Annotated in this window: 10 protein-coding genes; 7 read left to right on the top strand and 3 right to left on the bottom strand. The window is 56.9% G+C overall.

Annotated features, from left to right (window positions below):
* Nucleotides 1-24: 24 nt before the first annotated feature.
* Nucleotides 25-1,680, bottom strand: a complete 1,656-nt coding sequence (locus K8U03_15655; GenBank protein ID MCE9606330.1) for a glycosyltransferase family 39 protein — start codon at nt 1,678-1,680, stop codon at nt 25-27.
* 29 nt (nt 1,681-1,709) lie between these two features.
* Entirely contained in the window at nt 1,710-2,621 is a 912-nt protein-coding gene (locus K8U03_15660) for a glycosyltransferase family 2 protein (GenBank protein MCE9606331.1), read from the bottom strand.
* 507 nt (nt 2,622-3,128) lie between these two features.
* Here K8U03_15660 and K8U03_15665 point away from each other — a divergent pair.
* From K8U03_15665 to K8U03_15690, 6 genes are all read left to right on the top strand, one after another.
* Entirely contained in the window at nt 3,129-3,917 is a 789-nt protein-coding gene (locus K8U03_15665; GenBank protein ID MCE9606332.1) for an ABC transporter permease, read from the top strand.
* A gap of 5 nt (nt 3,918-3,922) precedes the next feature.
* Nucleotides 3,923-4,669 carry an ABC transporter ATP-binding protein gene (locus K8U03_15670; protein ID MCE9606333.1) on the top strand — a complete coding sequence of 249 codons (747 nt, stop codon included), beginning with the start codon at nt 3,923-3,925 and terminating at the stop codon, nt 4,667-4,669.
* 168 nt (nt 4,670-4,837) lie between these two features.
* Complete coding sequence (locus K8U03_15675) at nt 4,838-5,812, top strand: glycosyltransferase family 2 protein (protein MCE9606334.1); 975 nt, start codon at nt 4,838-4,840, stop codon at nt 5,810-5,812.
* A gap of 83 nt (nt 5,813-5,895) precedes the next feature.
* Entirely contained in the window at nt 5,896-6,855 is a 960-nt protein-coding gene (locus K8U03_15680) for an NAD-dependent epimerase/dehydratase family protein (GenBank protein MCE9606335.1), read from the top strand.
* Nucleotides 6,852-7,415: a sugar transferase gene (locus K8U03_15685; protein MCE9606336.1), complete on the top strand. Its 564-nt coding sequence runs from the start codon at nt 6,852-6,854 to the stop codon at nt 7,413-7,415. The genes K8U03_15680 and K8U03_15685 overlap by 4 nt, the downstream gene beginning before the upstream one ends.
* Before the next feature lie 225 nt (nt 7,416-7,640).
* Nucleotides 7,641-9,572, top strand: coding sequence for a polysaccharide biosynthesis protein (locus K8U03_15690; GenBank protein ID MCE9606337.1), 1,932 nt, complete (start codon nt 7,641-7,643; stop codon nt 9,570-9,572).
* An 11-nt stretch (nt 9,573-9,583) separates the two neighbouring features.
* Here K8U03_15690 and K8U03_15695 read toward each other — a convergent pair whose 3' ends face one another.
* The gene (locus K8U03_15695; protein MCE9606338.1) at nt 9,584-10,024 is read right to left on the bottom strand and encodes a YciI family protein; all 441 of its coding nucleotides are present in this window, start codon (nt 10,022-10,024) and stop codon (nt 9,584-9,586) included.
* Nucleotides 10,025-10,336: 312 nt separating this feature from the next.
* Between K8U03_15695 and K8U03_15700 the strand changes: the two genes are divergently transcribed.
* Entirely contained in the window at nt 10,337-11,671 is a 1,335-nt protein-coding gene (locus K8U03_15700; GenBank protein MCE9606339.1) for an efflux RND transporter periplasmic adaptor subunit, read from the top strand.
* The last annotated feature ends 246 nt before the right edge of the window (nt 11,672-11,917 follow it).

An 11,917-nucleotide genomic window follows, 5' to 3' on the forward strand; every position in this document is an offset into this window, starting at 1 on the left:
ATCCGACCCGAGGTGAGCGTCGCATTAGCGCGTCGTCGTGCGCGGATCTTGCAGCGCGGTCATCACCGCCGGCCGGCGTTCCGATGTCGTGGGGACATCGAGGCGCGTCATTCCCAGCTGCGCGGCAGCATCGCTCAGCGTGCGACAGGCGGCAACCGAAAGAGGTGGGTTCGAGACGACGACGATATCGGGCCGGACGTGAACGACCTCGCGTTCGATCATCGCCGAATCTCGATTGAACGGCACGCGTACGCAAGTCGAATGCGCGTAGTAGGCGATTAGGTCCAATTGTTCGTCGGCACCGTAAATGACCCGATTTTCACCGCAGCGTTCGCGAATCCAGGCTCCGAGTTCCGCTTTGTCTTGGCGTCCGCGATAGCTCGTCGTGAAGGCATCGCAGCAACCGTAGATCAACATGGCCGAGCCTAACAGCGGCGGCGCAAGCCGGCGCCAGGTGGGAGTCGTGGCAGTGGTTGCTAAGTATGAAAGCCAAGTGCCGAATTCCAACAAGCCGAGTGCGGCTGTTCCGGAAGAGATAATGGCGACCGTGAGGATGTAACGCGAACTTCCCAACGCGGCATACCAAGTGTGAACCCAGATGGCTCCCATGGTCATCGCCGCCAAGACGACCGCAGGGAGCCGATCGGACTGGAGCGTGCGCCGGAATTGCGTTACCAGCCCGATCAGCAAGAGGATTGCGAAGGGGGGCGTGAGTCCGCGAAAGATTACTTGGGATGTTTTCTCGATCGTCGCCGGCGAGAGCGGACTCGGCCGAACGCCGAAGTAGTCTAAGTGGTGAGCAACGACGTTCGGATTTTCGCAGCCGATGAAATTCTTAATGAGGGCCGCAACCCGGTCGATCGGCGCGGAGTAAAGAATTTGCGACAGAGGGAAGTTTTGAAACCACGCGAGTTGAATGGCGATCAACATGCATGGAGCCGCCGCAATCGCGACGGCCAATCCGATTAACAGGCGACTCCGATTGCTTTGCAGTGCGCGATATCGGGCAGCCGTCCAAAGAAATAGCGCAACATAGAGGAAGAGCCCTTCGAACCGAGTCAGGACCGCGGCCGGGAACACGATCGCCGTGCAAAAGAAAAAAGAAAGTCTAACTTCCGTGATCGCTCTCCACGACACGTAGAGTCCTAGCGTGAAGAGAAACCAGAACGTCTGCTCTCGAATCAATTCCGGCGCCCATTCGATAAGCTTCGGATGGGCGGCGTACAACAGACAAGCAAAGACGGCGATTCGGTCGTTGAATTGCCGGCGTATCCAGCCGAATAACGGCAGCACGACGAGGACGGAGCAAACGACTCCCCACGTCTTGCCGGCGATGTCCCAACTCAAGCCGGATCGATGCAGCAGAGCCAAAATCACCGGATATATATTGAGGCGGTGCCCGGAATTCAGATGAATCCCTTCTCTCTCGATCGATTCCGCGGCGGCAATATAAGTAGTTCCATCGCAGCAGAGCGTCGGGATCAGAAGCGACATGATGAGTCGTGGAACGAGTGCGGCAAGGATCAACGCGGCGAGAACCGCATACGCCGATGGAAGGCGATCCAGAACCGGCCGGGGATCTGCAATACGGTTCGGAAAGTCCGCGATGCTGCTCTTAAGGAACTCCATAACCCGACCGACCCGCGACTGAACGCCGGCGTTAAGCGGTGGGTTTTTCATGGAGACGACTCCGAGAAGCATTGCAGCGATTAAGCCGCCGAGCGAACGTTGTTTGCGGAAATGAGATGAGGCAGAGACCACTCGTTCAATAACTGTTGCGGCAATTCGACGTCGCGGCGATTCGTTGCAGCGGCAGGTTGGAAAAACTCACCCGCGCTTCGAGGTCGGGATCGCCATTTCCATAGCCAGCGAGCATAGGATTGAAGGTGTTTGCGGCCATCGGGCGAGAAGATGCGTTTGCTGGATCGTTGTTCGGCGTGAAAACAGTAGGTTCCACCGTAGTGAACCACCTGGTATCCCTCGTTATTGAAACGCCCACACCAATCGACATCCTCGTAATACTTCTTGAATCCGGCGTCGAGCGGGCCGACTCTATTTACAGCTTCCGAGCGAGCGAAGAAAAGACAACCGGTGAACCAATCGCAAGCGAACGTCGCGTACGGGTCTCGATCTCGATACTGGGAGTCGTCGACGTCCTGATGGAACAGTTTGATGTCTTCGAACCGACGGCCTATCGAACCGCGAAGCGAAGGGTATCGCCGGGGGCCGAAGGCATAAGAATTGTCGTAACGGTAGATCCGGCAGGTGCTCAGGCCGCACTCGGGGTTGGCATCCATGAAGCGCACCAGCTTGGTGAGGCACGCTTCACGCGGATCGAAGAACATATCGGTGTTTAGAAGCAGTGCGTATTTCGCGATTGAGCGCTCGAGAATGCGATTGAGATTTTCCGCGTAGCCGAGCCGGCGTTCGTTGCGGATAACGACGGATTTCGGAAACTCCTTAGTCCACGGCTCGGTGCCCCGTTCCGATGCGTTGTCGACCAGCAGCAGGCGCATTCTCAACCCGGGCCCGGAAGCGGCCAGCGATCGCACGATCGGGAGCATCCAGGCGTCTTCGTAGGTGTAGATAAGACCGATGTCTAAATCGTAATCCGTCGCCATTTTCGACATAATTCCACGACGCTGCGCAAGTCTGCCGCAAAGCGTCGGGACTGTAGTTCAATCGGCGGGGCAACGTCAAGGCAAGTGAGCGCCGGTTTGGAGAAATATACTTGGTGAATCCGCCGATATTCGTCTTGATCATGATGCACATTGCTTTTCGTATCCGGGCAGAGCCGGCATCGCCGGCTCTGCCCGGATACGCATGCGGTGAATCCGCATTACTGTTCTTGACGCTATCAGAATGCCTTTTTATAGTCCGTCGCCGAGCAATTTTGCGACCAGCGATAATTGCTTCGCTATCGAGTTTCTAGCATCTCTACCGTAGCGGCGCCGACGCCGATGGGGATCGTTGAAATGGCGGTCTTTTCGGCCGTTTAGCTGTTTTTAGCCCGGAAGCCGCTTGTAATACACTGATTCCCGAAGCGTCGGTTTCGGATGCCGTACGGGTGCCGTAACGAACTTGCCTTGTAGACGCCTCGTGTCGACTCGATCTCAGGATGTGTGAGTATGATCGCCGCTCTGTATAACCATTCGATAGAGTTGCACGACAAGAGGTTAGTTCTCTGGCAGTTGGTACGACAGCAACTTATTTTGCGATACCGACGAACCGCCCTGGGCTATTTATGGACGTTGTTGAATCCGTTGCTGATGATGACGGTCTCATCGATCGTATTCGCAAACCTGTTTCAAGCCGACTTGAAGACATTTGTGATCTATCTATTCGCCGGGATGATTCCTTGGAACTGCTTTAATTCCATCGTCGTGCAGTCGGGCTCCAGTTTCATTTCCAACGAGTCGCTGATTAAGAAAATATACCTTCCTAAGGTAATATTCCCTTTAAGCACGGCATTGGGATTGTTAATAGACAGTGCCTTGTCTTTCATTGCGCTTTTTATCATCGCCCTAGCGGTCGGAGCGCAGATGTCTTGGGCACTTCTTTTTTTGCCGATCGCCTATGCGATGCTTTTCTTTTTTTCGCTCGGCTTCGCTTTGGTCGCCTCGATTCTGGTTGTTTTCTTTCGAGATATGCAGCATGTGATCGTCGTCGTCATGCAGGCTTGGTTTTATCTCACTCCGATTATGTATAAGCGTGAGGCCTTGATGGGAAAGGCGGCATGGTTAATGACGATCAATCCACTCGTTCCTTTCATCACGATGTTCCGTGATCCCATTTGCTCAGGAACCTGTCCTGAGTTGACGGTGGTCACTCAAGCTTTTTTCTTGGCATGTGCTTCGATGACGTTGGGATTGGCGTTGTTTTTAAATCAAGAGAAAAAGGTCGTTTTTAGACTCTAAAACTCATGTCGCATATTTCCATCGAAAACGTGTCTGTTAAGTTTCGTTCTTACAGCAATTGCAATCAGTCTCTGAAAGAGTACTTCGCCGGTCTGTTGCATCCTCGAAAGCTGCAAATATCGCAAGAGTTCTGGGCGCTGCGCGACGTGTCGTTGCAGATCACCGCCGGCGATAGAGTGGGAATCGTCGGTCACAACGGTGCCGGTAAAAGCACGTTTCTAAAGGCGCTTTGTCGTATTTACGAGCCATCTCAGGGCCAAGTCCATGTCGATGGAAGGTTGGCCCCGTTATTGGAAATCGGTGCGGGATTTCATCCGGATTTCACAGGCCGCGAGAACATCTACCTCAATGGGGCGATTCTCGGTTATACACAAAATCAATTGCGAAGAATCGAGCCCGAAGTCATTGAGTTTGCGGAGCTGGAAGATTTCATCGATATGCCGGTGAAATATTACTCGACGGGCATGCATTTAAGATTGGCCTTTTCGCTCGCAACGGCGGTCGAGCCGGATATTCTCATACTCGACGAGATGTTCGCCGGCGGCGATATGTCGTTCGTTCAACGCGCTACGGATCGAATGAAGCAGATGATCGCTCGCGCTAATATCATGATTTTCGTCTCTCATGATCCTAGTTTACTTTCGACGCTGTGTAATCGAGTTATTTGGCTCGATCATGGCAAGGTAAAGCAAGATGGCCCAGCCAAACAGGTCCTGTCGGACTTTGTGGGGGCGAATGCACGTGCGGCATAGTCGCAGCGTTTCGGCGGCTTCGCTCGAATCGAATTCTTTGACGGTCGGGCAGTAAGGTCGTTGTTAAGCCGGACTTTCGATCGATGCCGATCGTCTTTTTACAAGCGGTACACTTCCGTAGTTGGATTTAGGACAAATGTCGTGACGAATGCGGTCGCCACTGACGACATCGGCGACAACCGAATTGTCGTCGTCCTCGTAAACTACTTCTCGGAGGGGTACCTCCGCGATTGCTTGTCCGCCCTAGCCGTTCAGACATTACCTGCCGATCGAACGATCGTGGTCGACAACGGTAGCGATTCCTCGCGACTCGACGATACTCTACGGGATTATCCGGAAGTCGAGTTGTTGCGCATGCCCGGCAACGTAGGTTTCGCGGTCGCCAACAATCGGGCGGTTGCAATGGCGCGCGACTGCCGCTGGGCGGTGTTGCTCAACGTCGATGCGTTCCCGGATCCCGATTGGCTGGCGACGCTGATGAAGTCGGCCTTGGAGCATCCGGATCTCGCTTTTTTCGGCAGTAAATTAGTCGACGCACGTTCGACGCATCTGCTCGACGGCACCGGCGACGTTTATCACAGCAGCGGCTGTGCATGGCGTCGGGACCACGGCGAGTCGACGATTCAGGAACAACGCACCACGACCGGAACGATCGCTCCCTGTGCAGCGGCCGCGATGTATCGACGCGATTGCTGGGAAGCGGTCGGTGGCTTCGATGAAAAATATTTTTGCTATTTGGAAGATGTCGATTTAGCCTTGCGGCTTCATCTCGCCGGTTACAAATATGCGCATGTGCCCGAGGCGGTCGTGCGCCATGTGGGGTCTGCGATCACCGGCCGTCGGAGTGAGTTCTCCGTGTACCACGGCCATCGCAACTTAGTCTGGACGTATATCAAAAACATGCCCGGTTGGCTGTTTTGGAAATACCTCCCGCAGCATCTGCTGCTCAATGCAGTGAGCCTGATTTGGCTAACGTATTGCGGTCGTGGGCGAACCGTGTTGCGTGCGAAGATGCATGCGCTACGCGGCTTGCCGAAGCTCTGGCGGCAACGGAAAGCGATTCAGCGCTCGCGACGAATTTCAACTCGTGAGTTCGATGCATTGCTAGCACACGGCGTGCAAAAACTTTTCAGCCGACTCTAGTTGCCGATGCCGGTTGTCGTGAGAGCGATTACATTGATCGAAGAATTTTGCATCTTCGGATGCCGCATTTTTCGGAATCGTAGATGTCGTTGCGAGTATTAGTCACAGGCGCGGCAGGTTGCATCGGCCGCAGTTTGTGCCGCGCGCTGCTGAAGCAAGGGCATCAAGTCGGCGCAGTCGTCAGGTCGTCTGCTTCGGTCGATCGACTTCCCGTGGGAGTGCGGCTGAGTTGGGTCGGCGAGATCGCGCCTGAGACGACCTGGCCCGGCGAGTTATTCGCTCAAGCGGATGTCGTCGTTCATTTAGCGGCGAAAGTGCATTGTCGTCATTCCCGAAACGCATCGTCGGAATTTCAGCGAGCGAATTCGGAAGCCTCCGAGACATTGGCACGCGCGATGGCAGCCGCTCCGAAGTCGCCGCGTCTCGTCTACTGTAGTTCGGCGCATGCCGTCTGCAATTTTTCCGATCAGGTCGTCGACGAATCCAGTCCGTGCCGGCCGCAAACGTATTACGGCAAGAGTAAATTCGACGCGGAGCAACGTCTCCGCCGTGTCTCCGAAGATACGGGTCTCAAGGTCGTGATCCTCAGGCCCGCGCCGGTCTATGGTCCGGAACTCCCCGGCGACCTCATGCGGCTTTTGAAATTCGCGTCGCGAGGTTGGCCGCTGCCGCTCGGGGGTATCGAGAATCGACGCAGTCTCGTTTACATCGAGAACGTCGTCGACGCCTTGATCGCCGCATCGTCGCATCCGGCGGCCGTGGGAGAAACGTTCTTCGTCAGCGACGGCACGGACGTCTCGCTCGCCTCGCTGCTGCGCATGTTCGCCGCGGCCCTGGGGCGGAGTCCTCGCTTGATCTCCGTAGCGCCGCAGCGACTCCGCAGCATCTTGGGGCTCTTAGGAAAAGCAGCTGCGGCCGATCGCATGCTCGGCTCGCTGGCAATCGATAGTCGTCGCATCGGCCGCACTCTTGCTTGGCAACCGCCTTACGATTTAACCTCCGGACTTTCCGCAACCGCTCAATGGATGAAGCGAATCGCATGAAGCGCATCTTCGATCTTATATTCGGGCTCGCTGTTTTGCTCGTCGTGCTGGTGCCGATGGCGCTCGTCGCTATTTTAGTCCGGCTGACCTCGCGCGGGCCGATCTTGTATTGGTCCGACCGCGTCGGCCGAAGCAATCGACTTTTCAGCATGCCGAAGTTTCGCACGATGCGTATCGATACGCCGCAGGTGGCCGCGCATCTGCTTACCGATCCGAAGCAATGGCTGACTCCCGTCGGCGCATTTCTCCGCGGCACCAGCTTAGACGAGCTGCCGCAGATCTGGAGTATTCTCCGTGGCGACATGAGTTTCGTCGGCCCGCGACCGGCCTTGTTCAACCAACACGATCTCGTCGCCGAACGGACTCGCTATGGAGTCCACACGCTTGTTCCGGGTCTCACAGGCTGGGCTCAAATCAACGGCCGCGACGAACTGACCATCGTCGATAAGACGGCCTACGATACCTGGTATGCGCAGCATCGATCGTTCTCGTTAGATCTTCGCATCATTCTCAAAACGACGCTCAAGGCAATCCATTTGCCGGACCGCCGAGAGGCGTGATCTAACGCGACGACGTGCTAGCTTGGCCTCTAATAGCGTTGTTGTCGCACGCAGACTCGCGCGCGAGTCGGTCTCATGATAAATACCTCCGTAGCGTGGTCTGATCGGCATGATCAGCAATTGACACGCTTGGAACAGCTGTCTAGAGTTCCGTCGCTTAAAACTCCGTCAGGACGACGGCTCGTCGCAAACGACGATGCAATTTCAAGAAATTGCGGCGTTGCAATGGATATGCACAACAAAAAGTTTCTTCCGATCGCCGTGCGCGGCGTCGTCACCTTAGGACTCGCGCTGGTTCTAGCGGCGATTCATTATGGGGTGTACTTTCTGCGCTTCGAGGGGGAGCCGCCGGCTCCGTTCTTGGTCGGGCTGCAAGAGTCGCTCCTGCTTGTCGTCGCGCTGAAGACCACGGCGCTCGTGTGGTTCGGTTTGCATCGAGGTTGGGGCCGCTTCGTCACGTTTCACGATCTGATCGCGCTGGCCGAAGCGACCACGCTCGGTTCGCTCTTAATCGTGCTGGCCGATCATCTCTGGCTAACCGATCGCGCGATTCCGCGAGGAATCATCATCCTCGATTGGGGAACATCGGTCATCGTGCTCTGCGGTTTGCGTAGCGTCGGTCGGTCGATGCGCGATCGCTATCGGTTGCTGTTCGCGCGCGGATCGGTCGCGAAACGAGTGTTGATCGTCGGCGCCAACCATACCGGCGAGAACCTATTGCGCTCGATCCATTTCAACGGCCGCATCGCATTCCAAGTCGTCGGCTTCATCGATCACGACGACCATCGGGTCGGTGAGCTTTTAGCAGGTGTGCCGATCGTCGGCGCGATCGAGCGCGCATGCCAACTCGCACGCAGCTATTCGGCGGAAGAAATCTTGATCACGGCCGGGGAAGTCTCCGGTCAAACGGTGCGGCGCGTCGTCGACGATTGCCGGCTGCAAGGGATTCGCGTTAAGATGTTGCCGAGTTACGAGCAATTGATCAACGGGCAAGTCGCCGTGAAGGTGCGCGACGTCGCCATCGACGATCTGCTGCATCGCGACCCCGTCAGCCTCGACACCGCACAAATCCATCAATGGCTCGAAGGCCGGACGCTGATGGTTACCGGTAGTGCCGGAAGCATCGGGAGCGAAGTCTGTCGACAGTTGTTGCAGTTCGCGCCGGCGAAGATCGTCTTGGTCGATCGTTCGGAGAACGGTCAGTTTCATGTCGAGCGACAGATTCGCGAGCTCGCTCCGCATGTTCCGGTGGAAGTACGCATCGCCGATATCGCCGACACGGTTCGCATGGAGCAATTGTTTCACGAACTTCGACCGGAGATTTTATTCCATGCGGCGGCCTATAAGCATGTGCCGTTGATGGAGCAAAATCCCGGCGAAGGGGTGAAGAACAACGTCGTGGCGACCCGTCGCCTCGCCGACCTCGCCGATGAATTCGGTCTGCAAGCCTTCGTGCTCATCTCGACCGATAAGGCCGTGAACCCGACGAGCGTCATGGGTGCTTGCAAGCGGACGGCCGAACTCTACGTGCAATCGTTGGCCGAGCGCTCGAGTTGTCGATTCGTCACGGTGCGGTTCGGCAACGTGCTCGATAGCGCGGGGAGCGTCGTACCGATATTTCGCGAGCAAATCGCGCGCGGCGGTCCGGTAACGATCACCGACGAACGGATGCAGCGCTACTTCATGACGATTCCCGAGGCTGCACAGCTGGTCATCCAGGCCGGGGCGATGGGCCAAGGGGGCGAGATCTTCGTGCTGGAAATGGGCGAGCCGGTTCGGATCGTCGACCTCGCGCACGATATGATTCGGCTTTCGGGGCTCAACGTCGGGCAGGATATCGAAATCCAAGTGACCGGCCTTCGACCCGGCGAGAAGCTGTTCGAGGAATTGCACATCCACGGTGAGACGCATCAGCCGACGCGCCATCCGAAGATCCGAGTGGCAAAGTGCGCCACGACGATGAGTGCCGCGGAACTCGCAGACGAGCTTGATCATTTGCAGAGCCTCGTCGACGCTCCGGCCGATTTGATTCTCGGGCAGCTCCAAAAGCTGGTCGTCCAATATCGACCGGAGATCGTTGTTTCGTCGGGCCCGCGACTCTTTCATCCTGAGAAGGAAGAAACCGACCGCGACGGAACTCGGCATCGGGCCGCTTAAGTTGTCGCCGGCTACTTCGCGCCCCAAACGCGCGAGTTCCAGAGCGGCGCTTCGGCTCGAATCATCTCTTGAAACTCCGGCGGGAGATCGACCAAGTCGGTGAGTCGGCGCAGCTCGAGTACTTCATGCCCCCGACCGACGGGGCAGCGCAGAGCCCATTGGATCGCAACCTCTTTCGAGGGAACATCGATCACGTAGAAGCCGCCGACGAGCTCCTTCGTCTCCGTAAACGGCCCATCGACGAGCACTCGTTCGCCGTCGACGACCGAAACCTGCACGGCCGGATCCGCCGGATTCAAACCTTCGGAAGCGACTAACACGCCGGCCTTCGTCATCTCTTCATTGTAGCGCATGTAGGCCTTGATGAGATTCTCGTCGAACGCTTCATGCGCGGGATCGCAAGAGCCGAGTTCGTGGCCGGAAGAGGGCTGAGGAAGCGGGCGCGGAATCATGATGAAGCGCATCTGCGTGGTGTCTCCTAAGCGATCTGTTGCGGAAGGCGTTCCGTGGCGAGTGTTGCCGGCGAGTCTTTACCTATCAGACGAACGGCTCGGCGGCAAATCGACAAGCCGAACGAAAAAATATGAAAAAGATCGAAATCGTGCTATGTGTCTGCGCTTGGGCTTAGCTCTTGAAGTGAGCAAGGCGAGCGGTTTTCATGCGGCCCGCATGGCCTCGAGCTCGGTTCGCGCTTACACTGAAGAGACGGCTCCCGTCTCCTCACCGCTTGTTCTGCCGCTGCGTTTATCGCCCGTTCATCGCCTATGTCTGCCGACACCACTCCGCGCTCCCCCTTAGGATCTTCCTCGCGCACACCGTCGGGCCTGCGCGATCAGGTCATGTCGCTGAGGTTGGGGCAAAAGGCACGCGCGCAACAAGGGATCGCTTGGGCTCGTTGGTTGGCCGCCGCCTTGATCGTCGCCGGATTGGTCGCCATCGTTTGGATTCAATACTCACCGACGTTCTCGAAGGATGTCGCTCAAAGCGGCGCAGCAGCGAAGACCGGCGCCGATGCAACTTCGTCTTCCGGTGCGACGACCTCGACTCGCGACTCTTCGGCGCAACGGAATCCGCCCGCCCCGAACACTCCGAACGCCTCTGCAAACTCGTCGGCGAACTCATCGGCAAACCAGCCGCCAGCTTCGCAGTCGCCGGCCGATGCGAAGGGGAAGATCGTCTTGGAGTCGAAAGGTTATCTTGTGCCGGCGCATCAGATCTTGGTGAGCCCGAAGGTGCAAGGGATGGTCGTGAAGCTCGATATCGAAGAAGGACGTCGGGTAAAGAAAGGAGACTTGCTCGCGCAGATCGAGAGCATCGAGTTCGAGCGCGACCATGATCGGGCCGTCGCTCTGCATGAGTTGGCGAAAGCGCGGCTTTTGGAAATGGAAAACGGCAGCCGGCCCGAGGAGATTTCGCAAGCCGAAGCCGAGCTAGGACAGGCCCAGGAAGAACTCCTCGACTTCGAGCGGACTTGGAAACGGAACGCCGAGCTTTGGAAAAGCCGATCCGTGACGGAGCAAGAACTTCAAAAGTCGGAGAGCCAATATCTCTCGACGAAGCGCCGCATAGAGCGTTTGAGCTACGCTTTGCAATTGATGCGCAAGGGCCCGCGCGAAGAGCGGATCGTCGCGGCGCGTGCGGAAGCGAAGCAGTATGAGGCCGACGCGTTGAAGTCTGCCTGGAAGCTGAGTAACTGCAAAATTCTCGCACCGATCTCCGGCATCATCCTGAAGAAGAACGCCGAAGAGGGAAACATCGTCAACACGATGGCGATGAACGGTTCGTTCAGCCTTTGCGAGATGGCCGACCTCTCCGATCTCGAAGTCGACCTCGCGATCCAAGAGCGCGACGTCTCGCGGATCTTCGTCGGTCAGCATGCCCGCATTCGCTCGGAAGCATATCCCGAGCGAGTCTACGAGGGCTATGTTTCTCGCTTGATGCCGATCGCCGATCGAGCCAAGGGGGCGATTCCGGTGCGGGTCAAAGTGCGAGTGCCGACGAACGAAGAAGGGGTCTACCTGAAACCGGAGATGGGAGCGATCGTTTCCTTCTACGATTACACAGACCCCGGCAAGCCGGCCACGGCGACACTTCCTTAGTCCCCTTTGGGGGCGACCGAAGTCCGATTCCCAGGCCGGTTCGCGAGCGTATTCGCTTTCTAGAACCGCAGGGGAACTATTCCGTCTTCCAATGCCCCTCTTTTCCGCAGTTTTGAGCCTGATTCGGCGTTGCCCTTTGCCGAGTCCGGATCGCTGCCGTCTTCCTTATATCTAGAGCAGCCGAAATGTCTTGCCGGCTTTCCTATCAGTGGTTCGATTTAGGTTGACTTACGGCACAAGCCGAAG

It is taken from the genome of Planctomycetia bacterium (assembly GCA_021413845.1).
GTDB lineage: Bacteria > Planctomycetota > Planctomycetia > Pirellulales > PNKZ01 > PNKZ01.

Excerpts from the sequence above, each read along its gene's own strand:
- K8U03_15670 (MCE9606333.1), top strand. The coding sequence starts at position 3,923 with ATGTCGCATATTTCCATCGAAAACGTGTCTGTTAAGTTTCGTTCTTAC.
- K8U03_15680 (MCE9606335.1), top strand. The coding sequence starts at position 5,896 with ATGTCGTTGCGAGTATTAGTCACAGGCGCGGCAGGTTGCATCGGCCGC.
- K8U03_15660 (MCE9606331.1), bottom strand. The coding sequence starts at position 2,621 with ATGGCGACGGATTACGATTTAGACATCGGTCTTATCTACACCTACGAA.
- K8U03_15685 (MCE9606336.1), top strand. The coding sequence starts at position 6,852 with ATGAAGCGCATCTTCGATCTTATATTCGGGCTCGCTGTTTTGCTCGTC.
- K8U03_15695 (MCE9606338.1), bottom strand. The coding sequence starts at position 10,024 with ATGATTCCGCGCCCGCTTCCTCAGCCCTCTTCCGGCCACGAACTCGGC.
- K8U03_15690 (MCE9606337.1), top strand. The coding sequence starts at position 7,641 with ATGGATATGCACAACAAAAAGTTTCTTCCGATCGCCGTGCGCGGCGTC.
- K8U03_15655 (MCE9606330.1), bottom strand. The coding sequence starts at position 1,680 with ATGAAAAACCCACCGCTTAACGCCGGCGTTCAGTCGCGGGTCGGTCGG.
- K8U03_15700 (MCE9606339.1), top strand. The coding sequence starts at position 10,337 with ATGTCTGCCGACACCACTCCGCGCTCCCCCTTAGGATCTTCCTCGCGC.
- K8U03_15665 (MCE9606332.1), top strand. The coding sequence starts at position 3,129 with ATGATCGCCGCTCTGTATAACCATTCGATAGAGTTGCACGACAAGAGG.